We start from the raw sequence: 23,170 nt of genomic DNA, 5'->3' as shown, positions 1-23,170 counted from the left end.
TAGGTTTCCTACCTGCTGAAAATCGTTGACACCGTCGACTTGAGACGTTGGTGCAGCGCGCGCAGTTCGTCACGTTTCGCCTGCACTTCGACCACTTGGAGGCCCTTCGTCGGCGCAATCGCGCTACGGAACTCCTCCTGACCGTCCACAGTGGAGTGCGGAATTCGGTAGCCCGCGCACAAAGCGGTCAGATCAGTCCCGTGCGGCGTGCCGAAAATCCTCTCGAAACTCGCGTCGTACTCCGGAGCACCCTGTTCCAGCAACGAGAAGATGCCGCCGCCGTCGTCGTTCAGCACGACGATCGTGAGGTCTGGCAGGCGGTCGGCGAGCAGACCGTTGCTGTCGTGCAGGAACGTCAGGTCGCCCATCAACGCGTACGACGGCCCGTCGTGCCTGAGCGCCAGCCCGATCGCCGTGGACACGCTTCCATCGATGCCCGCCGCACCCCGGTTGGCGTGCACGGCGACGTCCGACCGCCGCTCGCCCGCGAAGTCGACGTCGCGGATCGGGTTGGACGAGCCCACGAACAGCAGCGATCCCGACGGCATCGCCTGCGTGAGGTCACGGGCGACGTGCAGGCCGGTCGGCCACGGCTCGGCGTCGAGCAGGTCGTCGACGGCCACGCTGACGTTCTTCACCGCGCTCTGCCACGTCTGAAGCCACTCACCGTCGAGCGCCCGCGGTTCCGGCAGCCACGTCGACGCGCGGGTCGCGGTGAACTGGACGTCCGGCCACTGAGCCTGGTCCCCCACCGCGTGCACGATTGGAGTGGCTCCAAGCAACGCCTGCTGCCCCCTCGACAGGGTGACGCGGCCGACGACCAGCACGGCGTCGGGCCGCAGGTGCTCCGGCAGGCCCGCGTTGAGCAGCAACGACCCGTGCCGCAGCCCGCCGGGCGCGGTCGGTTCGGCGATCACCGGCCAGCCGAGCTGCGACGCCTTGAGCAGCCGTTCCGGCCGGTCGTCGCCGAGCAGCACCAGCGTGCGGGCGGGCAGATCTCCCGGTCGCGTCTCGACGGTGAACGCGCGGTCCGTCTCCGTCCACGGGCCTTCCTTCGACTCCGGCCAGGCGGTGTCGGACGGCGTGAGCGGCGGCCGGAAGGGCACGTTGACGTGCGACGGGCCGTCAGTGGCGATCGCGCGGCAGATCAACGACCTGGTCACGGCCTCGTCGGCGCCCTCCGGCATGTGCAGCGTGGGGATGCCGAGCACGTCGTGCTGGTTGATCGTCTGGCTGGAGCCGGTGCGGTACAGGTCGACCGGGCGGTCGGCGGTCAGCGCGATCAACGGCACGTTCGTCAGCTGCGCCTCGATGACCGCCGGGTGCAGGTTCGCGACGGCCGTGCCGCTGGTGCACGTCACCACCGCCGGTTCGCCGGTCTTGGCGAGGCCGAGCGCGAGGAAGCCACCGCTGCGCTCGTCGATCCGCACGTGCACCGTGAGCAGGCCCTTCTGCTCGGCCTGGTGCAGCGCGAACGACAGCGGGGCGTTGCGCGAGCCGGGGCACAGCACGACGTGCCGCACGCCGTTGCGCACCAACTCGTCGACGATCACCCTCGCGTGCGCAGTTGACCCGTTCATCCCTCAATTGTCACCGGGACACCTGAGAGGTCGCCCGCTGGTCTCAGCCTCGGGCGCTTAGAGTCTCGGACCGTGGCAGATCAGGAGCTCTTCGACCCGTCGTTGTGGAAGCCGATCGAGGGCTTCGACTTCACCGACATCACCTACCACCGCGCGCTCGACCAGGGCACGGTCCGCATCGCGTTCAACCGGCCCGAGGTGCGCAACGCGTTCCGGCCGCACACGGTGGACGAGCTGTACCGGGCGCTCGACCACGCGCGGATGTCGTCGGACGTCGGGTGCGTGCTGCTGACCGGCAACGGGCCGAGCCCCAAGGACGGCGGTTGGGCCTTCTGCAGTGGTGGTGACCAGCGGATTCGTGGGCGCAGCGGCTACCAGTACGCCTCCGGTGAGACGGCCGAGAGCGTGGACCCGGCGCGCGCGGGGCGGTTGCACATCCTGGAGTGCCAGCGGCTGATCCGGTTCATGCCCAAGGTCGTCATCGCGGTCGTGCCGGGGTGGGCCGCGGGTGGCGGGCACAGCCTGCACGTCGTGTGCGACCTCACGATCGCGAGCGCCGAGCACGCCAGGTTCAAGCAGACGGACGCGGACGTCGGCTCGTTCGACGGCGGCTACGGGTCGGCGTACCTGGCGCGGCAGGTCGGGCAGAAGTTCGCCCGCGAGATCTTCTTCCTCGGCCGCACGTACTCCGCCGAGGACATGTACAAGATGGGCGCGGTCAACGAGGTCGTGCCGCACGCCGAGCTCGAGACGACGGCGTTGCAGTGGGCGCGCGAGATCAACGGCAAGTCGCCGACGGCTCAGCGGATGCTCAAGTACGCGTTCAACCTGATCGACGACGGCCTGGTGGGCCAGCAGATCTTCGCCGGCGAGACGACCCGGCTCGCGTACATGACCGACGAGGCCGTCGAGGGCCGCGACAGCTTCCTGGAGAAGCGCGACCCCGACTGGTCGAACTACCCGTACTACTTCTGAGCCCCCGGCTAGGCAGGTGCACATGCTCGACGAACTGCGCGCGGCGCTGACCGGCGGCGAACCCCTGGTCGACGGTCCGCTCGACGGCTGGGAGAAGCGCGCCGTGCTCGGCGTGCCCACCTCCGGGTCGACCGGCGAACCCAAGACCGTGCTGCTCGACGCGGACGCCCTGACGACGTCCGCGGAGTCCACCCACGAGCGGCTCGGCGGGCCCGGCACGTGGCTGCTGGCGTTGCCGGTCGGCCACATCGCGGGCGCCCAGGTGCTGGTGCGGTCGATCGTCGCCGGCACCACGCCCGGCGTGCTCGACCCGGCGGGCGGCTTCCGCGCGATGGGGTTCGCGCACGCCGCCCGGCCGGTGCTGGCCCAGCCCGGCCGCCACTACACGGCGCTGGTGCCGACGCAGCTCTCGCGGCTCGTCGTGACCGAGGGGCCGGGGCTGGAGGCGCTGCGGCAGTTCGACGGCGTGCTGATCGGCGGGGCCGCGACGCCGCCGAAGTTGTTGCAGCAGGCGCGCGCTCTGGGCGTGCAGGTCGTCACGACGTACGGCATGAGCGAGACCGCCGGCGGGTGCGTGTACGACGGCGAACCGTTGCGCGGGGTGTCGGTGCGCACCGACGACGTGATCGAGATCAGCGGGCCGACGCTGGCGCTGGGATACCGCGGCAGCGCCGAGCCGTTCGGCGAGTGGTTCCGGACCGGGGACCTCGGGCGGCTGCGCGACGGACGCCTGGAGGTGCTCGGGCGGGCGGACGACGTGATCGTCACCGGCGGCGAGAAGGTGCCTCCGGTGCTGGTGGAACGGGCCCTGGCGACCGTCGAGGGCGTGCTGGAGGCGTGCGTCGTGGGCGTGCCTGACGACGAGTGGGGTGCCGTGGTGGCCGCCGCTGTCGTGACGCGCGGGGTCGAGCCGTCCGTCGAGGAGTTGAAGGCGGCGGTGACCGAGGCCGTGGGCCGGGCGGCCGCGCCGAAGCTGGTGCGGTTCGTGCACGAACTGCCGTTGCGCGGGCCCGGCAAAGTCGATCGGACCGCGGTAGCCGCCACTTTTAGGTGAACCTTTACCGCTGAGGACAACCCTCGCCGCGAAGCGCACGGACCCAGGCCGTGCGCGTTAGCGATGGGGGTTTCTTCATGCGCTACCTGTTACCGCTGGTCGCCGGCGCCGCTTTGGTGGCCGGGCTGGCGTCACCCGCCCAGGCGGCACCCGCGTCGAACGAGTGGACCGCTGACGTCAGCGGCCGCGAGGTCACGTGGGGCGGTTCCCCGAGCACGGGCCTGATCCCGCTCGGCACGCACAGACTCGCTCAGCCCGCCAACGCGGTCACGGCGGCGGTGACCGGCGACGGCGTCGTCGACGTGCGCGGTCTGCGTGCGGACGGGCAGTGGACCGAGTGGCTGGAGGCGTCGGCGACCCAGCCGGTGGTGCTGCCGGTGACCACGTCCACGATCGAGACGCGCGTGGTTCTGAGCAGCGGCAAGGCTTCCCGCGTGAAGCTGACGGCGTCGCAGGCTCCGGCGACCGTGGCCGCCGACGACGTTTCCGTTGCTGCTGCTGGACGTGCGTACCGCGTGTACGCGACGCGCGAGGGCCTTGTCGGCGGCACCACGGCGAACGGCCACAAGATCGTCTCGCGCGACCACTTCGTGGCGTTGCCGTCCCGTCGTGGGCTGGCCAACAAGAACTCCGGCAACTACAGCGTGCAGGTGTGCGCGTCGAACGGCCGTTGTGAGTGGGCGCCCGTGTGGGACGTCGGCCCGTGGAACACCAAGGACGACTACTGGAACCCGGCCGCGACCCGGCAGATGTGGAAGGACCTGCCGCAGGGCAAGCCCGAGGCGCAGGCCGCGTACGAGGACGGCTACAACGGCGGCAAGGACGAGTTCGGCCGCAAGCCCGCGAACCCGGCCGGCATCGACCTCGCCGACGGCACGTTCTGGGACGGCCTCAAGCTCACCAACAACGCCTGGGTGACCGTGACGTACCTGTGGACCGGCTCCGGTCCTCTCGGGACGGTGCGCACCTCGGCGGCCAACGGCACGGTGAACGTCCGCAGCGGCGCGAACTCCTCGTCCTCGCAGGTGGGTCTGGCCGCGAACTACGCCCAGGTCAGGGTGACCTGCCAGCTCACCGGTGAGTCGGTGTCGGGCACGCAGGGCACGTCGAACGTCTGGTACCGCATCGCGTCCGGCAAGCACGTCGCCAAGGCGTACGTGGCGGGCGTGTCCGGCGCACCTGCCTGCTGATACGTCGGCTGCTGATACACCCCTTCGGCGGGTCCTCAGGAGCCATACCGGAGGATGGAGGCATGGCCTCAGTCGTCCAGTGGATCCAGGGGACCCGCCCGCGCACGCTGCCGAACTCGATCGCCCCGGTGGTCGTGGGCGGTGCCGCGGCGCACCACATCGACGAGTTCAACGCGCTGTACACGGTGCTCGCGCTGATCGTCTCGGTGGCGTTCCAGGTCGGCGTGAACTACGCGAACGACTACTCCGACGGCATCCGCGGCACCGACGACAACCGGGTGGGGCCGTTCCGGCTCACCGGGTCGGGTGCGGCCGAGCCCGCGAAGGTGCGGCTGGCGGCGTTCATCGCGCTCGGCGTCGGCGCGCTGGCCGGCGTGGCCCTCGTCGCGATGTCCGGGCACTGGTGGCTGCTCGCGTTCGGCGCGGTGTGCATCGCCGGGGCGTGGTTCTACACGGGCGGCAAGCGGCCGTACGGCTACGCGGGGCTCGGCGAGATCGCGGTGTTCCTGTTCTTCGGACCGGCCGCGGTGCTCGGGACGTTGTACGTGCAGACCGGGGAGATCACCGGCATCGGCATCGGGGCGTCCATCGCGATGGGGTCGATCTCGGCCGCCGTGCTGGTGGCGAACAACCTGCGCGACATCCCGACCGACGCCGTGTCGGGCAAGCGGACCCTGGCCGTCGTGCTGGGCGACAAGGACACCCGGCGGCTCTACCTGGCGTTGATCGCGGTGCCGTTCCTGATCGCACTGGGGATGGTCGTGCGGGTGCCGTACGCGCTGCTGGCGTTCCTCGCGGCGCCCGTGTTGCTGCCCGCCGTGCGCCGGGTGGCGGCCGGCCGGGGTGGGCGGGACCTGATCCCGGTGCTCCAGTTCACCGGGATCGCGATGCTCGCGTGGGCCGTCCTGGTCAGCGTCGGGCTCGTGCTCGACTAGAGCTCTGCCCGGCGTTTCGGGGAACTACCAGGCGTCTTCGGTGAACTGGATCGGCTCGTCGTCGTCGCGCGGCTTGGGCTTGCGCGGCGGTGGCGGCGGGGCGGCCTCGCCGACGATCAGCTCGTCGAGTTTCGCGCGGTCGGCCTCGAGTGCCTGGCGCACCAACGGGTCGTGGCTCGCCTCGCCGGTGAGGACCTGACGCCAGCTCAGGCCAGCTCCCCTGGCGATGCGGTCGGCGAGCTGACGCATGGCCGGTGACGCGTCGCCGGACTTGGCGAACTGCATGACCCTGCGGATGTCCTCAGTGGACGGTTCCTTGCCCCTGAGGCCCTGCTGGGCGGTGCGCATCGCGCGGTCCGCCTCGGCGACGGCGTTGGTCAGGAAGTCCTCTGCCGCCTGGATGTCCGGTGTCCGCCAGGCCGTCATCACCACTTGTCCTCCGTGAAGATGTCGGGGGCGTTCTCGTCGCCGTCGTCACCCCGGTTCCGGCGCGGGTCCTGGGCGTTCATGATCTCGTCGGGGGTCAGGCCCTCCTGGAGCATCTGGAACGCCTGCTTCATCTTCTTGACGTTCTCCTGCTGCGCGGCCTGGACGTCCGGGTCCTGCGCGGCCTTGCCGGAGACGACGTCCTCCCAGGTGAACTCGCCCGCGTCGACCTTGCGCTTCAGGGCCTTGAGCTGCTCGGGCGCGTCCTTCTCCTGCGCGGCCCGTTCGACCTGTTGCGCGATGGCCTTGAAGTCGACCGGCGGGACGGGCGGCAGCGGCGTGTCCTTGAGGCGGTTCGCGAGGTCCTGCGCCTCCTTGAAGCGCGCGTCGACCTGCGCCTCGGCGGCGCGCAGCTCCGGGGACTTCCAGCTGTCGTTCGGGGTGGTCATGCTCTCAGTTCTCCCTGCCGAAGAGGCCGCGCCGGATCGGCCTCGCGTCACCGCGGATGTCGCTCACCTCGGCGCGCTGGGCCGTCGTGCGCCACTGCCGGAAGTCCACTTCGGACAGTCCGAGTTCCTGCGCCACCTCGTAGTTCTCACCGAGGAAGTGCAGCACGGCCTGGTCGCCCAGGACACCGATGATCTCGAACTCCGCGCCCCGGTACGTGCAGATCGTGCGAACCAGCTGGAGGTCCTCCACGAGCGCGTCCGGGACCTCCAGGTAGCCGTCCTGGTTGAAGTCCTCCGGCGCCGACTGGCCCACGAGCGGGTGCAGCAGGACGCCGCCGGGGGTGGGGCCGAAGTCGATGTCGAAGTCCTGGCCGCGATACCGGCCGATCAGTCCACGACGGACGGTCGGGCGGTGCGGAATCGGGGCCTGCCAATACCTTCCGGGCCCGAAGCCGACGTCACCCGTGGGGATCCAGCCCGTCTGGCGGTGGACGTACTTGCCGACGCTGCGCCCGCTGCCGTCCGGGTCGAAGCGCCAGAGTTCCGTGCCCGCGGGGAGTTCGGCGAGGTCCATGACGTACTCGGGGATGGGGTTCGCGCTCGGCGTGTACCCGGTGCCGGTGAACGGGACCGGGTACACGCGCGTGGTGCCCATCTTCTGCGCGCCTTCGAACGTGGGACCGCCGAAGCTCGTGTCGAAGAGTTCGGTGGTGTGGGCCAGGAAGCGCAACAGGTACTGCGTGCCCCTCGGCCAGTCCGCGACCTTGTCGACGCCGAACGCCTCGGCGAACTGGTCGCTCGTGCCCTGCGGGAAGTCCTGCCCACGCGTCACGAACCCGGCCGCGCGGTGCGGTTCAAACTTGCCGGGCACCACGACGTTGCCCAGGTAGAGCTGCGCGACCGCGGGGTGGACGATCTTCTGCAGGATCGTCTCCGGCCCGATGCCTGCCGCCTTGCGCACTGCCTGCGGGGTGCTCATACCTGGTGCTTCTCCTTCCACCGCTTCAGGAAGTCGGTGCGGACGACCTGCACGTTCGCCAGCTCGCCGGTGCTGAGCGTGGCCGTGAAACCGTTGTACTGGTCGCCTTCGAGCCCGTTCTGCTGGGCCCACACGTACTCGCCGCCCGCGTACCCGGCTTCCGCTTTGCCGTTGTGGGTGTGGACGACGTTGAACGGCTGCCCGCGCCACGTCGCCGTACACGTCTCTTGGTACCAGGCTTCGAGGTCCTCCGCTGGCACCGTCTTGAGCTCGCGGTTGCCGTACGTCTGGAAGCCCTCGTTGTTCGCGTACGTCTGGCCGGGGATCTTGCGCAGCCAGACGTTGGTCGCGTCCTCGGCGCCGGCGAAGAACGTCTCGCCGCGGTACTCGGCCATCTCCTGGGAGTAGTGGGTCATCAGAGCTTCGTCCAGCCGAACTTGCGGTCGTACACGGCGTGCAGTTTCTCAGTTCCGTCCGCGTTCACCTGCCAGATCTCGGCACGATCCGGCAACGGAGTGCCGCCGTCGACCCGCCACTCCGGCATGCCACCCATCGTCGAGCCCGTGCCGGTGAACGGGTCGTACCCGTCGTACGTCTTCGTCGTGCCGCCGGCCGCCGCCATCTGCTGCTGCGACTGCTCGTAGTGCTGCTTCTCCTGCGGGCTCTGGTACTCGTTCGCACCGTACGGCCCGGGCTGGGTGAAGTCCGGCACGTCCTTCTTCGGGCCGCCGAACGGCACGTTGTGCGCGCCCTGGTTCTGGTCGGTGATCTCGTACCTGAGCTGCATTGCTTGCTGCGCGCCCTGCGGGATCGGGGTCCAGCCTTGGCCCTTGTCGTCGAGCGCCAGGCCATCTCGGAGGCCCTGCGGCGTGTTGACGCCGACCACGTCCTGACCGCGGGCGATCGAGCCACCCATCTGGTTCTGCCAGTTCTCCTGCTTGCTGCCGGCCGCGTGCGGCTGGTCGGGCAGATAGGTGCTGACGGCGCCCGGGTTGAGGGCCTTGGTGACGATGTCGCCGGTGTCGACCTTGATCTGGTTGCGGACGTCGGCCACGTGCTGGGCCTCGTCTGCGGTCAGGTTGGTGGACAGCCGCTGGCTCAGCTCGACGTAGCGGTCGCGGTCGGCCTGGTTGGGCAGGATCTGCTCCAGCTGGTGCTGGTAGCCCTGGCCTTGCGCGGACATGGCGGCGGCGTCGAAGTGGCCCTTGAGGTCGGGGCCGGAGGGAGGCGGCGGGGTGCCACCGTCGCCGTCGCCGCTGCCGTTTCCGTCGGTGGTGTGGTCGGGGGTGCCGGTGTGGTCTTGCGGCTTCGGGTCCGGGGTGGAGTCGTGGTCCGGCTGGGGCGGGGTGGGGTCGGTGTCGGGGTGGGTGTCGTGGGGCTTGGAGTCGTCGGCGCCGCTGGTGTCGGTGTCGTGCGGCTTGGGGTCGGCGTCCTGGGGCTTCGCGTCGCTGTCGTGAGGCTTCGGGTCCGCGTCGTGAGGCTTCGCGTCATTGTCGTGAGGCTTCGCGTCGGCGTCGTGAGGCTTCGCGTCGGCGTCGTGAGGCTTCGGGTCCGCGTCGTGAGGCTTGGGGTCAGCGTTGTGAGGCGTGGGATCGGCGTCGTGGGGCTTGGGGGCGCCGTCGTGCGGCTTCGTGTCGCTGTCGTGGGGCTTCGGGTCGGCGGTGTGCGGCTGGCCGGACGTGTCGTGCGGCTTGGTGCCGGGGTCGCTCGGGGTGGTGTCGTGGGGCTTGGGGTCGTGCGAGCCCGTGGGAGTGGTGTCGTGCGGGCGCGGGGTCGACGGGTCGTGCGGCGTGGTGCCGGACGGCGTCGGGTGGTCCGTGCTCGGGGACGGGTGTCCCGGAGGCGAAGGCAGGCCGCCGCCCGTGTTGGTCGGGGACGGTGCCGTTGCGGTGCCCGTGCTCGCGGTCGGGTGGTCCGGCGGCGTGGGCAGGCCCGAGCTGTGGCCGGGTGGCGTGGGCAAGCCGGAGCCGTGGCTGGGCGGGGTGGGCAGGCCGGAGCCGCCGTGCGTTTCAGGCGGCGTGGGCAAGCCTGAACCGCCGTGCGTTCCGGGCGGGGTCGGCAAGCCCGAACCGCCGTGCGATCCAGGAGGCGTCGGCAAGCCGCTTCCCGAACCACCCGGACTCGGATGCGTTCCCGGAGGCGTGGGCAGGCCGCCCGAACCGCTCGGCGATGGGTGCGAGCCCGGGGTCTGGTGCGAACCCGGCGTCGGGTGCGAGCTCGGGCTTCCGTGTGTGCCGGTGCCCGCAGGCGTCGGCAGGCCGGAGCCGCTCGGACGCGTGCCTGGCGTGCTCGGCGTGGTGGGCGGGGTCGGGAGGCCCGCTCCGTGGCCGGGTGGGGTGGGCAGGCCCGAGGGCTTGGGGGTGCCGGTCGGGGCCCCTGCGCTCGGGAACGCCGGCACGCCGCCTGCTCCTGGGCGCGAGCCCGAGCTTCGGGTTTGGTCGCCGCCGCCTGCTCCTGGCGCCATCGGGGCGCCCATGGGCATGGCGCCGCCCATCGGGGTTTGGTGGGGCGCCGGTGGGGCTGCGGCGGGGGCCGCTGCTGCCGCGTGGGTGTTGTCCAGTCGGGGGGCTGGGCCGTGGCCGCCTTGCGGGACGCCACCGCCGCCGCCCGAGGAGCCTGAGGCGCCTGACGGGATCGGGGTGCCGCCTGGCGAGGCGCCGCCTCCGCCGCCCAGGGTCGGTGGGGCTGCGGCTGCTGGGCCCGTCGTGGTGGCGGCGTGGGTGGTGGCCGGGGTGTCCGGGGCGTGCGGAAGGGTTGGTGGGGCGGCTGCCGGGGCTCCTCCTGGGGCCACGGCGGAGACGGCGGCTGGTTTGGTCTCGTCGGTGCCGCCGGGTGGGGTGTAGATCTCGCGGGCCCTCTCGCCCACGTCGCGGCCCCGGTCGGCGATCTCGGTCACCGAGTCCTTGATGGAGGCGGCGTCGTCGCTGATGTCGCGGACGGCGTTGCGGACGTCGCGGCCCGCCTCGGCAACCTCCTGCGTGGCGTTCATCGCCTCGGCCAGGGAGTCGGCGTCCTTCAGCTTGCCGATCGCGGAGAAGACTCGGCCGACGGCGTCGAAGAGAGCCTTCACGTCGGCGATGAGTTTTTGGACCGTGTCGATGATGTCCATGACGCGGCGGTAGATCTGGTAGGCGTTCCAGACCATCTCGGCGGCCTTGATCCAGCCCGCCACCGGGATCCAGACGGTGGCGGCGGCCTCCAGGAGCTTGTTGACCAGGTAGTCCAGCAGGCGCGCGGCCTGCTTGCCGAGGGCTTCGGCGCCCGAAGCGACCGTGTCGAAGCCCTTGGCGATGAGCTGGGCGACGCCCATCTCGGCCAGCAGGCCCGCCTTCCAGCCCAGGGCGATGTACTTCTCGTGGGCGCGGGCTGCGTCGCCGTCCCAGTGGCCGCGGACCTTGCCCACGGCGTCGGTCAGGTTGTACGAGACGTCGTTCATGGCGTTGCCGACCATGCGCCAGGCGTCGCCGTCCGCGCGGATCTTCGACCAGTCGCCGGTGATCGGCGTGATGATCGTGGAGACCAGCGACTCGCCCGTCACGGCCTCGAAGACCCAGTTGACGGCCTGGACGCCCCAGCCCTGGTCGCGCAGGACGTCGTTCAGGGACGCCGTGTCGACGTCGGGCTGCTTCAGGGACGCCGCGACGGGACGCGGGTCGTGGTACGCGGTGCTCACTTCAGCAGCCCGTCGAGGATGCGGCGCTGGATGGCGTCGATGTCGTCGTACGTCTTGGCCGTCGCGTCCACCGCCGAGGCGGCGCCCTCGAGCTTGGACTTGCCGAAGTCGAGCGTCTCGTCGAACAACGCCCGCACGATGTCCACGCCCGGCTGGAGCAACGTCAGCAGGCCGGTGAAGCCCGCCTTGTCGCACGCCGTGGCGTGGACGTACTTGCGGATCGTGTCGAACTCTTGCGCTTCGGTGCGCAGGTACTCGGCGTACGCGCGCAACTCGGCCGCGTCGGTGTACAGCGACGACACAGCGTCCCCCCTGCGGACTCAGGTGCTCAGGTCACGCTGTGACGCACAGCTCTCGTCACCAGTTCCCCGTGCGGTGGAAGTTGTCCAGACGTTCAAGGCACGGATCGAGGTGCATGCCCTGAGCAGCTACCCATGTGTCGTCGTAATAGGTGTTCGCGTAACGCTCCCCGCCGTCGCACAGCAGGGTGACAACGCTCCCGCGCGCCCGCGACTGCCTCATCTCGGCGACGATCTGGAACGCTCCCCAGAGGTTCGTGCCGGTAGATCCACCGACGCGGCGCCCGAGCAGGTCCTCGACGTACCGGATCGTCGCGACCGACGACGCGTCCGGCACCTTGATCATCCGGTCGATCACGGCCGCGATGAACGACGGCTCGACGCGCGGCCGCCCGATCCCCTCGATGCCGGACCCGCGCGTCGCCACCAGGTCGGGGTTGCCGTCCCGCCAGGCGTCGAAGAACACCGAGTGCTCCGGGTCCACGACGGCCAGGCGCGTGTTCAGCTTCTGGTAGTGGATGTACCGGCCGATCGTGGCCGACGTGCCGCCCGTACCGGCACCGACGACGATCCAGTCGGGCTCCGGCGACGGCTCCAGCCGCATCTGCTCGAAGATCGACTCGGCGATGTTGTTGTTGCCCCGCCAGTCCGTCGCGCGCTCGGCGTGCGTGAACTGGTCCATGAAGTGGCCGCCGAGCTCGGCGGCGAGGCGGCGCGACTCGTCGTACAACGCCGACGGCTCGTCGATGAAGTGGCACTTGCCGCCCTGGCGTTCGATCAGCGCGACCTTCTCCGCCGACGTCGACCGGGGCATGACCGCGATGAACGGCAACCCGAGCAGCCGCGCGAAGTACGCCTCCGACACCGCCGTGGACCCCGACGAGGCCTCGATCACGGGCGTGCCACCGGTGATCCAGCCGTTGCAGATCGCGTAGAGGAACAGCGACCGGGCGAGCCGGTGCTTCAACGACCCCGTGGGGTGCGTCGACTCGTCCTTCAGGTAGAGGTCGATGCCCCATTCGAGGGGCAACGGGTACCGCAGCAGGTGCGTGTCGGCGGAACGGTTCGCGTCCGCCTCGATGATCCCGACGGCCTCGCACACCCAGTGCCTGGTCCGGCTGCAAACACGGTCAACGGAGGTACTCACAACCAGGGACGATAACGGCGCAAAGGCCCTATGCCCGGGTGAGAGGACCTTCGTCACCACGCAGTTCCGAACGGAGCTTGTCGCGCTCCGCCTTGCGGGTCTGCTGGTGCGTGTTCAGGCCCACAGCCACGCGCTGCCGAAGGGTCTTGAAGATGAACAACGACGCCGGCAGCGCCACGACCACGCCGACGGCGAGGGCGGGCAGCAAAGGAACCTTGAACAACAGAAGCGCGCCGGTCACCACCGCGACCAGGCCGAGGCGGGCGAGGACGTAGAGGGTCACATCACGAGCGAGCACCCGTTCAGGTTACGTCGCCGTCTTCGTCGCCGGTGTTCGGGCGCCCCTCGAACCTTGTGGAGAGCACCACGGTCGTGCGCGTGCGAGCCACACCGGGGATGCGCCGCAACCGCCCGAGCGCGCGCTCCAGGTCGTCGACCGTCGAGACCCTGACCTTGACGATGAACGACTCGTCGCCCGCCACCCGGTAGCAGGACTCGACCTCGTGGAGCTCGCCCAACGCGACCGCGACCTCGTTGTCGTCGGCGATGTCGGTGGGGTGGATGCCGATCAGGGCGGTGACGCCCAGGCCGACCGCGCTGGGGTCCACGACCGCGTGATAGCCGACGATCACGCCGCTCGACTCGAGCTTGCCGACCCGCTCGTGCACGGCGGAGGCGGAGAGGCCCACCTGCCGTCCGAGGTCGGCGTAGGTGGCACGACCGTTGGCGCGCAGTGCGGCGATGATCTGTCGATCAAGAGCATCCACCCGCGACACCCTATGCCTCGCGCACGTGTGCGGGTTGCCCCGGTCACACGGGCAGCGAGTTCGCGCTGGTAGCGGCGTTGTCCGAGGCGGAGCGGCCGCTGACGCCGTGTCCGGTTCGCACCCCTCGTCCCATTACTACCTCTTTACCAAAAAACAAGCGTTCGAGTACCCGATGGGTCAGATGCCACGATCAGACCGGAACGTCTGATCTGAGGAGGACGAGTGACTGCAGCCACCGAGCGGCTCTTGACGCCTGGGGAAGTCGCCAATCTGTTCCGGGTCGACCCGAAGACCGTGACCCGATGGGCCACCGCAGGTCGCATCGGCTCGATTCGCACCCCTGGAGGACATCGCAGGTTCCGTGAGACCGAGGTGAAGCAGCTCCTGTCGGAGCTGACGACCGAGGCAACTGAACCCGTCCGCCACTGAAACCGTAGTAATCCCTGTGCCGCGGGTAATCTCGTGGCAAAGGGAGGTGGCGACACGATGATCTACCTGCTGGCGGTGATCGGTGCGCTCACCGTGGCTGTGCTCGTGTGGCGAGCGTTCGCCCCGCAGCACTCGGAGTACACCCCAGGCCGCAAGGTGATCGCACCGGACGACGACCCGGAGTTCCTGCGCAAGCTCGACGAGCAGCGCAAGCGCGACGAGTGAACGGAAAAGGGGCCCTGATCACAGGACCCCTTTCCGCCACTGTCGGTCGTCCGTAGCAGTACCGAAGCAGTACCGCTCAGGCGTGCGGGAAGTCGTCTGCCACGACGGCAGCGAGTTCCAGCAGGGCCAGGCGGGTCTCCGGCGCGAGCTGGTCCAGCGCGATCTCGGCGCCCTCTTCGAGGTGCTCGTCGAACGGCAGGCGGACCACGGCACGGCACCGCTGCTGGAAGTGGGCGGCGAGCTTGTCGAGGTCGACCTTGCCCGACTTCGGGCGCACCGAGTTGATCACGCACACGGACTTCGCGACCAGGTCGCGGTAGCCGTGCGCCTCGAGCCAGTCGAGGGTGGCCGCTGAGGTCTGCGCGCCGTCGACCGAGCCGGACGACACGAGCACCAGCGAGTCGGCCTCGTCGAGCACGCCCTTCATCGCGGAGTGCATCAGGCCGGTGCCGCAGTCGGTGAGCACGATGTTGTAGAAGTGCTCGAGCAGGTCGACCGTGCGCCGGTAGTCCTCTTCGCTGAACGCCTCCGACACGGACGGGTCCTGCTCGGAAGCGAGCACTTCGAGCCGTGCGGGCGACTGCGAGGTGTACGCGCGCACGTCGCTGTACTTCGTGATCTTCGGGGCGTCGCGCAGCAGGTGCCGCACGGTCGCGGTGGTCTCGCGCGGGATCTTCAACGCGAGCGTGCCGCGGTCCGGGTTCGCGTCGACCGCGATCACCCTGTCGCCGCGCAGCGACGAGAACGTCGAACCCAGCGTCGTGGTCGTCGTGGTCTTGCCGACGCCGCCCTTGAGGGACAGCATCGCGATCTTGTAGCACCCGCGCAGCGGCTGGTTGATCCGCGCGATCAGTTCACGTCGGCGCACGTCAGCGGGGCTCTCGCCCAGGTTGATCATGCCGCCGGTGACCGAGTGCAGCGACTTGCGCCAGCCCGACGACGGCGGGCGCTTCTCCTTCTTGATCAGCTGTTGCGACGACACCTGCTCGGCCTGCGAGCGGTACTGCTGCTGCGGGAAGTTGTTCGGGTACTGCTGTCCGGCGAAGTGGCCGTACTGGGCCGTGCTGCCGCCGCCGGTGGAGTGGGGACCGGACTGGCCGCCGCCCACCTGGTGGCCGCCGGACTGCGAGCCCGGTGCCGGGTACGGGCCAGACGCGCCGCCGGAGACCTGGTAACCGCCGGACTGCGAACCCGGTGCCGGGTACGCGCCGGACGGGCCGCCGGAGACCTGGTAACCGCCGGACTGAGAGCCGGGTGCCGGGTAAGGGCCGGACGAGCCTTCGGGGACCTGGTACGCGCCTGAGGCGTGATCGGGCACCTGGTAGTCGGGGACCGGGTGCGAGCCTGACTGGCCGCCGCCGACGTGCTGCGGGCCGGAGCCCTGTTCCTCACCCGGTGGTTGCTGCCATGTCACCGCTGTGGCCCTCCCTGAACAAGAGAGACCGAGACTTCCCCGACCCCCAGGTTGCGACGGTACGCACCCGTCAGCGGTTCCATCGACCTGGGGGCTTAACTCGTTAGAGACCGGCGTACGAATGCAACCCGGTAGTAACCAAGTTGATGAAGAACAGGTTGAAGACGTTCAGGGCGAAGCCCGCGACGTTGATCCACGCGGCCCCGCGACCACGCCAGCCGGCCGTCGCGCGCGCGTGCAGATACGCCGCGTAGACCACCCACGAGACGAACGCGACCGTCTCCTTCGGGTCCCAGCCCCAGAAGCGGCCCCACGCGGCCTCGGCCCAGATCGCGCCGCAGATGATCCCGGCCGTGAACAGCGGGAACGCGAGCACGGTGGTCCGGTACGACATGCGGTCGAGCACGTCGGCGGACGGCAGCTTCGGGAAGCGGTCGGACTTGCGGTCCTTGAGCAGGTAGAGGATCGACGTCACGCCCGGGATCAGCAGCACGCCGGACGAGATCGAGATCACCGAGACGTGGATGACCAGCCAATACGACCGCAACGCGGGCTGGACCGGCGCGGACTCGGCGTACAGGACCGTGCCGCCGAGGAACAACAGCACGAGGATCGGCGTGAGCACGAACGCGCCGAGGCGGCGGATCGGGAACTTCACCATCAGCACGATCCACGTCACCACGGCCGCGAGACACAGCAGCGACATGTACTCGTACATGTTGCCCCAGGGCGCCCGGCCGGCGGACAGACCGCGCATGACCAGCGACCCGAGGTGCAGCACGGCGCCCAGGACCGTCAGCGCGGCGCCCATGCGGCCGATCCGCTCGGACCGGGTGAGCTCGCTCTTCGGCTCGTCGGTGAGGATCGTCGGGCCACCGGCTCCGACCAGCGCCTCCGCCTTGCGCGGTGCGCGGGTGAAGGCCTGCTCCACCGCGTAGAGCATGATCGCGAAGAGGTAAATGCCCAGCGCGCTGCGGTACAGCCAGTCGCTGTACGTCGCCAGTGTCTCGTTGACCGGCATCAGGACTTCTCCTCGTTCAGAACCGCGCGGGCGAGCCGCGTGAACTCCTCGCCGTATCCGGCCTGGTCAGTGCGGGCGAGGCCACCGACCTCGACCAACGTACGCCCGTCCTCGATGCGGGTCGCACGCACCCACACCCTGCGGCGCTTGACGGTCAGCGAGACCCCCAGGCCGAGGATGATCAGGATGGCGAACGCGAGCACGTACGTCTGGGTGGGGTCGTGCGAGACCTGCAACGACACCCAGTCGTTCACGCCGTCGAAGCGCACCTTGGTGCCGTCGTCGAGCGCGATCTCCTCGCCCAGCGCGAGGTTCTTGCGCGCGACCTTGGCCAACCGGCCCTGGTCGACCATCTTCATGTCGATCGAGAAGATGGACTGGCCGCGGCCGTCGTCCACGCCGAGGTCACCGCGGTACACGTCGACGGCGACCATCGGGTTGTTCAGGGCCGGGAACTTCGAGTTCAGGATGTTGCCGTGCAGCAACGGCGTGGGCGCCAGCAGTCCGGTGACCGCGATCTGGTTCTTGCGGCGCGTCTCGGAGTCGGTGATGCCCGGCGGGTCGAACTTGGTGGCGCCCTCGGAGGCCAGCGTGATCTGGTCGCTCGGCAGCCACTGGATGCCCTGCGTGCGCTTCTCGCCGTTGGGGAACGTCACCGTGAACGTCGGCGTGTAGCCGTGGCCGAGCAGGTAGACGCGGTCGCCCTCGGTGCGCAGCGGGTGGTTGACCTGGAGCGTGTACGGCTTCCACGCGTTCGCCGCGAGGTCGTCGCCGGACTGGTAGCGGATGTCGGCCTGGAAGCCGACGGGCTGGCCGTTCTCGAGGTACTCGGCGGAGAACTTGCCGATCTCGACGCAGAACGGCGTGAGGTCGGTGCCGTCGATGCGCAGACCGGGCCGGAACGTGTCGTAGTTGAAGATGCCGCCGTTGCAGAACTGGCCGCCGTCGGCCTGGACGATGACCTGGCCCTCGTAGCTGAACATCTTGCCCAGCGCGAACGACACCAGCAGGCCCAGCAGCGCGAAGTGGAAGACAAGGTTGCCGGTCTCGCGCAGGAACCCGCGTTCGGCGCTGACGGTGTCCTCGCCCGTCTCCATCCGCCAGCCGCGCAAAGCCTTGCGCGCCTTGCCGATCGCCTCGTCCGGCGTGATGTCGAGCTCGGCCTGCACGTGGTGCGGCATGCGCGAGAGGTTGCGCGGCGTCAGCACCGGCTTCGCGCGCATCTGCTTGAAGTACTCCCACGTGCGGGGCAGCAGGCACCCGACGAGGGACGTGAACAGCAGCAGGTAGATCGCGGCGAACCAGGGCGTGCCGTACACCTCGAAGAACCCGAGCTTGAGCAGCAGCTCGCCCCACCAGCCGTGCTCGGCGACGTACTCGTTGACCTTGGAGCTGTTCAACGACCGCTGCGGCAGCAACGCGCCGGGCATCGCCGCGAGCGCGAGCAGGAACAGCAGGGTCAGCGCGGTCCTCATCGAGGTGAGGCCGCGCCACGTGTTGCGGAGGAAGGCGATCACTAGAGCGGCAGCCTCACGACGTCGACGAACGAGTAGCGCAGCCACCCGACGAACTCGCCCCACAGCCCGGTGACGAGCGCGATCCCGACCAGGATCAGCAAGACGCCACCGAAGATCTGCACCTGCCGGGCGTGCGTGCGCAGCCACTTGGTCACGCCCAACGCCCACCGCGCGCCGAGCGCGAGCACCACGAACGGCAACCCGAGCCCGAGGCAGTACGCGAGCACCAGCACGGCCCCGCGCGCCGTCGACGATCCGATCTCCGTGCTGCGCGCCACGGCCAGCACCCCGGCGAGCGTCGGCCCGAGGCACGGCGTCCACCCGAGCGCGAACACGGCCCCGAGCACCGGCGCCCCGAGGAGCCCGGCCCTGGGCTTGGTGTGGAACCGCACGTCCTTCTGCAGCGCCGGAACCAGGCCGAGGAACACGAGTCCCATGAGGATCGTGACGACCCCGCCGATGCGCTGGAACAGATCAGCGTTGAGGAACAGGGCGTCGGACGCGCCGAGGATGGCCATCGAGGCCAGCGCGAACACGACGGTGAACCCGGCGACGAACAGCAGACTCGCGCCGGCGACCCGCCATCGGCCTTGCTTCGCCGGCTCGTTCGCCTCGACCCTCGGGGCTTCCGCGCCGACCAGGCCGGCCAGGTAGGCGAGGTAGCCGGGGACGAGCGGGACGACGCAGGGGGACGCGAAGGAGATAAAGCCCGCGAGCAGAGCGACCCCGGTGGCCAGCAGCAACGGCCCGGAGATCGCCAGATCGGTGGGGTTCACGGAGTTCAGAGTAGGTAGTTGCCCAGATCACGTGACGACCGGCGTCCGTTTTCAGGTTCCTTTAAGGCAGTCATCGGTCGGCCACTTCGGACGAGTAGGACACGCTGGTCGAACCGCGGAACTCGAACCTGTTCGCACGACGCTGATCCGACGTGGCCTCCGGAGGAAGGTACAACCGGGCATCGTGGCAGCGCCGCTCCTGGGACTCGTCGTCATCCGCTGTCGCCGGCGGCGCATCCACGTGACCAGCCGCGGGTCTTCCGCGACTCCGCATCGTCCAACCTTCCCACCTCGTTGCAGGCCGGGCCTCACCGCGGCCGGTGGGTCGATCTTGTTCCTCCACCAGGCCATCAGTTGAGACAACGATTGGGCCAAAAGTACGTACGATTGCCGCTTGTGGGTGACATCATGGTTGCTTAGCGTCAGCGCATGCGACGCACCCGGCTCGTCCTCCCTGCGCTCACGATGGCAGCGCTGGCCCTGTTCGCGCAGGTTCCGGTCGGCGCCGCCCCGGCGATGGAGTGGCGCGAGGTCTTCAACGAAGACGGCAGCATCACCCAGGCGCTCACGCCCAAGGCGCCGAAGGAGAAGTCCAGCGAGTTCCGGCTGCTCGCGGCGGCCGACGTGGTCGAGGTGCAGAAGACCGGTGACTCGGCGGACCGGTTCGACCTCGTGTTCGTCGGTGACGGGTACACGGCCGACGACCTGGAGACCTACTCCGCCAACGTGAAGAGCAAGTGGGAAGAGCTCTCCGCGGTGGAGCCCTTCAAGAGCTACAAGGAGTACTTCAACGTCTGGCAGGTCAACGTGATCTCGCCGGAGTCCGGTGTGGACCACGACCCCACCAAGGGGTTGTTGAAGAACACCGCGCTGGACATGGGTTTCTGGTGCCAGGGCCGGGATCCGCAGACCGAGCGGCTGCTCTGCGTCAACGAGACCAAGGCCAAGGAGTTCGCGGCGCTCGCCCCGCAGGCCGACCAGGTGATCGCGCTCGGCAACACCTCCAAGTACGGCGGTGCGGGCGGGTCGGTGGCCACGGCGTCCGGGTCGAACGCGCAGGCCGGGCAGATCGCGATCCACGAACTCGGGCACTCGATCGGCGGCCTCGCCGACGAGTACGACTACCCGTACGCCACCTACACCGGCAGCGAGCCGCGTGAGATCAACGTGACCAAGGACCCGACGGGCGCCAAGTGGGGCGAGTACCTCGGGCAGCCTTCGCCGGACGGCGGTGTGATCGGGCCGGTCGAGGGGGCGCGGTACTACAAGTCCGGGCTGTACCGGCCGACCGCCAACTCGATCATGCGCACGCTGGGCAAGGAGTTCAACTCCATCGGCCGCGACGCGATGGTCAAGGCGTTCAAGGCGAAGATCCCCTCGCTGAACAACCCGGTGACGCCGCCGGTCGTGCCCGCAACGCCGTAAAGCCTTACCGCACAACAAAAAGGGGCCTCCAAACGGAGGCCCCTTTGTCATTCCTTCGCGAGTTCGTCGAGCACCTTCTGCACGTCCGTGGCCAGCACCGGTTCGAGGAACGCCGCCGCCACCTTGTGGTTCTTGTCCACGATGAACGTCGACGGCACGGCGTTCGGCGCAAGTCCCCGGAAGACGTTGACGAAGCTCCGCGCCGAAGCGTCGTAAATGGACGGATAGGTCAGCGACCTGCTCTTCATGAAGTCCTGCGGGTGCTCCTTCGAGGTCTCCTTGACGTCGATCCCGAGCACCTGCGTGCCGTCGTCGAAGACCTTCTGCATCTCCGGCGCCTCGGTGCGGCACGGTCCGCACCAGGCTCCCCAGATGTTGATCACGACGGGCTTGCCGGCGTAGTCGGACAGCTTGATGGTCTTGCCGTCCTCCATCAGCGACTCGCCTTCGAGGCCCTTGAGCTCCTTGCGCTCGGCGGGCGCGTAGCGGATCTCGACCTTGCCGCCGGGCGCGACGAGCGAGAAGTCGCCGCCGCCGATCTGGGCGGCGTCCTTCCCCGTCGTGCAGCCGGCGAGCAGCAGCACGAGCACGAGCAGTCGTTTCATGCCCCGGTCACCCGCGGGTTGGTCGCACCGACGGGCTCGGAGTAGGAGACCCGGACCAGCTGCTCGCCCTCGAAGATCAACGACGTCAGCGAGGCCAGCGAGCACTCGCGCTTGCGCGGGTCGTGCCACATCCGCTTGCCCTCGAGGAACCGGCGGACCGTCCAGATGGGCAGCTGGTGCGAGACGCACACGGCCTCGTGGCCCTCGGCGGCGGCGCGGGCCTTCTGCACGGCGCCGAGCATCCGGTGCGCGATCTCGAGGTACGGCTCGCCCCACGACGGCTTGAACGGGTTCACGAGCTTCGGCCAGTGCTGCGGAGAACGCAGCGCGCCGTCGCCGACCGCGACCTTCAGGCCCTCGAACTGGTTGGCGGCCTCGATCAGCCGCTCGTCGGTCGCGAGTTCCAGGCGGTGCGAGTCGGCGATCGGGGCCGCGGTCTGCTGGGCCCGGTCCAACGGCGACGCGACGACGTGCACGATGTCGTGGTCGGCCAGGTGCTCGGCCACGGTCAGCGCCTGCTTCTGGCCCCGCTCGGACAGCTTGAAGCCGGGCAGGCGGCCGTACAGGATCCCGGTCGGGTTGTGCACCTCGCCGTGACGCAGGAGATGAACGATGGTGCGGCTCACTTGCGGGCCTCCTTGGCGGCACGAGCCGCGTGCGGCAGTGCGTCGGCGATCACGGCGAACTCCTCTTCACCCATGGCAGCGTTCACGAACCACGCCTCGAACGCAGAGGGAGGTGCGTAAACGCCCCGTTCGAGCAGGGCGTGGAAGAACGGCGGGAAGCGCCACGTCTCGCACGCCTGCGCGCCCGCGTAGTCCTTCACCTCGGAAGAACCGAAGAACACGCTCACCAGGTTCCCGGCGAACTGCACGCGGTGCTCGACACCGGCGTCGGTCAGGGCGGAGGTGAACAGGGCGCCGAGGCGGGCCGCGTTGCGGTCGAGTGCCTGGTAGACCTCGTCGTCCGCCGCGCGCAGGGTCGCGAGACCGGCGGCCACGGCGACGGGGTTCCCGGACAGCGTGCCCGCCTGGTAGACCGGGCCGGACGGGGCGAGGCGCGCCATCACGTCCGCGCGGCCGCCGAACGCCGCCGCGGGCAGGCCACCGGACATGACCTTGCCGAACGTGTAGAGGTCGCCCGCCACGCGCTCCAGGCCGAACCAGCCGGCGCGGGAGACGCGGAAGCCCGTCATGACCTCGTCCATGATCAGCAACGCGCCGTCGGCGTCGCAGATCTCGCGCAGGCCCTGGTTGAAGTCGTGGCCGGGGGCGACGGCACCCATGTTGCCCGCCGCCGCCTCGGTGATCACGCACGCGATCTCGCCGGGGTTCTCCGCGAACGCCGCGCGCACGGCCTCGATGTCGTTGTACGGCAGCACGATCGTGTCCTCGGCCTGCGCGCCCGTGACGCCGGGCGACGAGGGCAGGCCGAGCGTGGCGACGCCGGAGCCCGCCTGGGCGAGCAACGCGTCGACGTGGCCGTGGTAGCAGCCGGCGAACTTGATGACCTTGCGGCGCTCGGTGAAGCCGCGCGCGAGGCGGATCGCGCTCATCGTCGCCTCGGTGCCCGAGTTGACCAGGCGGACCTGCCGGACCGGGTCGACGCGGTCGATCAGCTCGGCCGCGAGTTCGATCTCACCCTCGGTGGGCGTCCCGAACGACAGACCCTGCGAAGCCGCCTTCTGCACGGCCTCGACGACGGCCGGGTGCGCGTGCCCGAGGATCATCGGGCCCCACGACGCCACCAGGTCGACGTAGCGGTTGCCGTCCGCGTCCCACAGGTGCGGACCTTCGCCGCGGACCATGAAGCGCGGGGTGCCGCCGACGGAGTGGAACGCCCGCACCGGAGAGTTGACCCCGCCGGGGGTCAGCGTCGACGCGCGCTCGAACAGGGCCTGGGATCGACTCGCAGTCACGTACCCCAGTCTCACATGTCGGAGTCGGCGGCTTTCTGCGGCCGGGTGCGCACGGCGAGCATGATCTGCCGCACAGCGTCGAGCGCGAGGACCACGGCGAGCGTGGCGGAGGCGATGGACGTGCCCAGCCAGTTGCCGTGGTAGCGCGTCGAGATCAACGGGTCGCGACCCTCGATCGGGTACTCGAGCCGCACGACGCCCCGGTTCCAGCACCAGATCGCGAGGACCACCAGCAGCACGACCACGACGATCTCGCCCGCCGCGATGAGCCATCGCCTGGGCTGGTGCAGACCGGATTCGGCAGGCGGCGCCTCGGCGGGCTCGGCCACCACGGTGTCCGGTTCGGTCACGGCCTCTGTCACACCG

25 protein-coding genes are annotated in these 23,170 nt (G+C 69.7%); 7 read left to right on the top strand and 18 right to left on the bottom strand.

The features are described 5' to 3' along the window. Positions 1 to 8: 8 nt before the first annotated feature. Positions 9 to 1,580: a 2-succinyl-5-enolpyruvyl-6-hydroxy-3-cyclohexene-1-carboxylic-acid synthase gene (gene menD, locus JNUCC0626_RS36110; protein WP_394615198.1), complete on the bottom strand. Its 1,572-nt coding sequence runs from the start codon at positions 1,578 to 1,580 to the stop codon at positions 9 to 11. Between the two features lie 72 nt (positions 1,581 to 1,652). On the opposite strand from menD, the gene JNUCC0626_RS36105 reads away from it, so the two are divergent. From JNUCC0626_RS36105 to JNUCC0626_RS36090, 4 genes are all read left to right on the top strand, one after another. Then, positions 1,653 to 2,555, top strand: coding sequence for a 1,4-dihydroxy-2-naphthoyl-CoA synthase (locus JNUCC0626_RS36105; RefSeq protein ID WP_394615197.1), 903 nt, complete (start codon positions 1,653 to 1,655; stop codon positions 2,553 to 2,555). A 22-nt stretch (positions 2,556 to 2,577) separates the two neighbouring features. After that, positions 2,578 to 3,609, top strand: a complete 1,032-nt coding sequence (menE, locus tag JNUCC0626_RS36100) for an o-succinylbenzoate--CoA ligase (protein ID WP_394615196.1) — start codon at positions 2,578 to 2,580, stop codon at positions 3,607 to 3,609. A 77-nt stretch (positions 3,610 to 3,686) separates the two neighbouring features. Further along, a complete protein-coding gene (locus tag JNUCC0626_RS36095) occupies positions 3,687 to 4,799 on the top strand; it encodes a hypothetical protein (RefSeq protein WP_394615195.1) in 1,113 nt (370 codons plus the stop codon). Positions 4,800 to 4,861: 62 nt separating this feature from the next. Continuing rightward, positions 4,862 to 5,734, top strand: coding sequence for a 1,4-dihydroxy-2-naphthoate polyprenyltransferase (locus JNUCC0626_RS36090; RefSeq protein WP_394615194.1), 873 nt, complete (start codon positions 4,862 to 4,864; stop codon positions 5,732 to 5,734). A 24-nt stretch (positions 5,735 to 5,758) separates the two neighbouring features. On the opposite strand, the gene JNUCC0626_RS36085 is transcribed toward JNUCC0626_RS36090, so the two are convergent. The 9 genes from JNUCC0626_RS36085 to JNUCC0626_RS36045 are packed head-to-tail and all read right to left on the bottom strand — an operon-like array spanning position 5,759 to position 13,474. Continuing rightward, positions 5,759 to 6,160: a hypothetical protein gene (locus JNUCC0626_RS36085; RefSeq protein ID WP_394615193.1), complete on the bottom strand. Its 402-nt coding sequence runs from the start codon at positions 6,158 to 6,160 to the stop codon at positions 5,759 to 5,761. Continuing rightward, a complete protein-coding gene (locus JNUCC0626_RS36080; protein ID WP_394615192.1) occupies positions 6,160 to 6,609 on the bottom strand; it encodes a hypothetical protein in 450 nt (149 codons plus the stop codon). The genes JNUCC0626_RS36085 and JNUCC0626_RS36080 overlap by 1 nt, the downstream gene beginning before the upstream one ends. Positions 6,610 to 6,613: 4 nt before the next feature. Further along, positions 6,614 to 7,588, bottom strand: a complete 975-nt coding sequence (locus JNUCC0626_RS36075; protein WP_394615191.1) for a hypothetical protein — start codon at positions 7,586 to 7,588, stop codon at positions 6,614 to 6,616. Next, on the bottom strand, positions 7,585 to 8,004 hold the full coding sequence (locus JNUCC0626_RS36070; protein ID WP_394615190.1) for a hypothetical protein: 420 nt from the start codon (positions 8,002 to 8,004) through the stop codon (positions 7,585 to 7,587). The genes JNUCC0626_RS36075 and JNUCC0626_RS36070 overlap by 4 nt, the downstream gene beginning before the upstream one ends. Continuing rightward, a complete protein-coding gene (locus tag JNUCC0626_RS36065; protein ID WP_394615189.1) occupies positions 8,004 to 11,261 on the bottom strand; it encodes a hypothetical protein in 3,258 nt (1,085 codons plus the stop codon). Before JNUCC0626_RS36065 ends, JNUCC0626_RS36070 begins: the two co-directional genes overlap by 1 nt. Next, positions 11,258 to 11,563: a hypothetical protein gene (locus tag JNUCC0626_RS36060; protein ID WP_394615188.1), complete on the bottom strand. Its 306-nt coding sequence runs from the start codon at positions 11,561 to 11,563 to the stop codon at positions 11,258 to 11,260. The genes JNUCC0626_RS36065 and JNUCC0626_RS36060 overlap by 4 nt, the downstream gene beginning before the upstream one ends. A 55-nt stretch (positions 11,564 to 11,618) precedes the next feature. After that, a complete protein-coding gene (locus JNUCC0626_RS36055) occupies positions 11,619 to 12,707 on the bottom strand; it encodes a PLP-dependent cysteine synthase family protein (protein WP_394615187.1) in 1,089 nt (362 codons plus the stop codon). Between the two features lie 28 nt (positions 12,708 to 12,735). After that, a complete protein-coding gene (locus tag JNUCC0626_RS36050) occupies positions 12,736 to 13,005 on the bottom strand; it encodes a DUF4229 domain-containing protein (protein ID WP_394615186.1) in 270 nt (89 codons plus the stop codon). A gap of 4 nt (positions 13,006 to 13,009) precedes the next feature. After that, positions 13,010 to 13,474, bottom strand: a complete 465-nt coding sequence (locus JNUCC0626_RS36045) for an Lrp/AsnC family transcriptional regulator (RefSeq protein ID WP_394615185.1) — start codon at positions 13,472 to 13,474, stop codon at positions 13,010 to 13,012. Positions 13,475 to 13,696: 222 nt separating this feature from the next. Here JNUCC0626_RS36045 and JNUCC0626_RS36040 point away from each other — a divergent pair, with 222 nt between their 5' ends. Both JNUCC0626_RS36040 and JNUCC0626_RS36035 read left to right on the top strand, forming a co-directional pair. After that, positions 13,697 to 13,903 (top strand): BldC family transcriptional regulator, encoded by a 207-nt coding sequence (locus JNUCC0626_RS36040; protein WP_089915625.1) that lies wholly within the window; start codon positions 13,697 to 13,699, stop codon positions 13,901 to 13,903. Between the two features lie 57 nt (positions 13,904 to 13,960). Then, positions 13,961 to 14,128 (top strand): hypothetical protein, encoded by a 168-nt coding sequence (locus JNUCC0626_RS36035; RefSeq protein WP_086667950.1) that lies wholly within the window; start codon positions 13,961 to 13,963, stop codon positions 14,126 to 14,128. Positions 14,129 to 14,204: 76 nt separating this feature from the next. Here JNUCC0626_RS36035 and JNUCC0626_RS36030 read toward each other — a convergent pair whose 3' ends face one another. From JNUCC0626_RS36030 to JNUCC0626_RS36015, 4 genes are all read right to left on the bottom strand, one after another. Beyond that, positions 14,205 to 15,542: a MinD/ParA family ATP-binding protein gene (locus JNUCC0626_RS36030; protein ID WP_394615184.1), complete on the bottom strand. Its 1,338-nt coding sequence runs from the start codon at positions 15,540 to 15,542 to the stop codon at positions 14,205 to 14,207. A 103-nt stretch (positions 15,543 to 15,645) separates the two neighbouring features. After that, positions 15,646 to 16,563 (bottom strand): c-type cytochrome biogenesis protein CcsB, encoded by a 918-nt coding sequence (gene ccsB / locus JNUCC0626_RS36025; RefSeq protein WP_394615183.1) that lies wholly within the window; start codon positions 16,561 to 16,563, stop codon positions 15,646 to 15,648. Beyond that, the gene (gene resB / locus JNUCC0626_RS36020; protein ID WP_394622181.1) at positions 16,563 to 18,038 is read right to left on the bottom strand and encodes a cytochrome c biogenesis protein ResB; all 1,476 of its coding nucleotides are present in this window, start codon (positions 18,036 to 18,038) and stop codon (positions 16,563 to 16,565) included. Before resB ends, ccsB begins: the two co-directional genes overlap by 1 nt. Before the next feature lie 41 nt (positions 18,039 to 18,079). Beyond that, positions 18,080 to 18,865 carry a cytochrome c biogenesis CcdA family protein gene (locus tag JNUCC0626_RS36015; RefSeq protein ID WP_394622180.1) on the bottom strand — a complete coding sequence of 262 codons (786 nt, stop codon included), beginning with the start codon at positions 18,863 to 18,865 and terminating at the stop codon, positions 18,080 to 18,082. 420 nt (positions 18,866 to 19,285) lie between these two features. Between JNUCC0626_RS36015 and JNUCC0626_RS36010 the strand changes: the two genes are divergently transcribed. Continuing rightward, positions 19,286 to 20,281, top strand: a complete 996-nt coding sequence (locus tag JNUCC0626_RS36010) for a M64 family metallopeptidase (RefSeq protein WP_394615182.1) — start codon at positions 19,286 to 19,288, stop codon at positions 20,279 to 20,281. 47 nt (positions 20,282 to 20,328) lie between these two features. Here JNUCC0626_RS36010 and JNUCC0626_RS36005 read toward each other — a convergent pair whose 3' ends face one another. Genes JNUCC0626_RS36005 through JNUCC0626_RS35990 form a run of 4 tightly spaced genes read right to left on the bottom strand, consistent with a single transcriptional unit; the run spans position 20,329 to position 23,166 of the window. Then, a complete protein-coding gene (locus JNUCC0626_RS36005; RefSeq protein WP_394615181.1) occupies positions 20,329 to 20,886 on the bottom strand; it encodes a TlpA family protein disulfide reductase in 558 nt (185 codons plus the stop codon). Further along, positions 20,883 to 21,512, bottom strand: a complete 630-nt coding sequence (locus JNUCC0626_RS36000; protein WP_394615180.1) for a histidine phosphatase family protein — start codon at positions 21,510 to 21,512, stop codon at positions 20,883 to 20,885. The genes JNUCC0626_RS36005 and JNUCC0626_RS36000 overlap by 4 nt, the downstream gene beginning before the upstream one ends. After that, positions 21,509 to 22,804: a glutamate-1-semialdehyde 2,1-aminomutase gene (hemL, locus tag JNUCC0626_RS35995; RefSeq protein WP_394615179.1), complete on the bottom strand. Its 1,296-nt coding sequence runs from the start codon at positions 22,802 to 22,804 to the stop codon at positions 21,509 to 21,511. The genes JNUCC0626_RS36000 and hemL overlap by 4 nt, the downstream gene beginning before the upstream one ends. Positions 22,805 to 22,815: 11 nt before the next feature. After that, entirely contained in the window at positions 22,816 to 23,166 is a 351-nt protein-coding gene (locus JNUCC0626_RS35990) for a hypothetical protein (protein WP_394615178.1), read from the bottom strand. Positions 23,167 to 23,170: the final 4 nt, after the last annotated feature.

Origin of the sequence: Lentzea sp. JNUCC 0626 (genome assembly GCF_043632865.1) — a bacterium.
In the GTDB taxonomy this organism is placed as follows: domain Bacteria; phylum Actinomycetota; class Actinomycetes; order Mycobacteriales; family Pseudonocardiaceae; genus Lentzea.
This window is presented reverse-complemented; position numbering and strand designations above follow the sequence as displayed.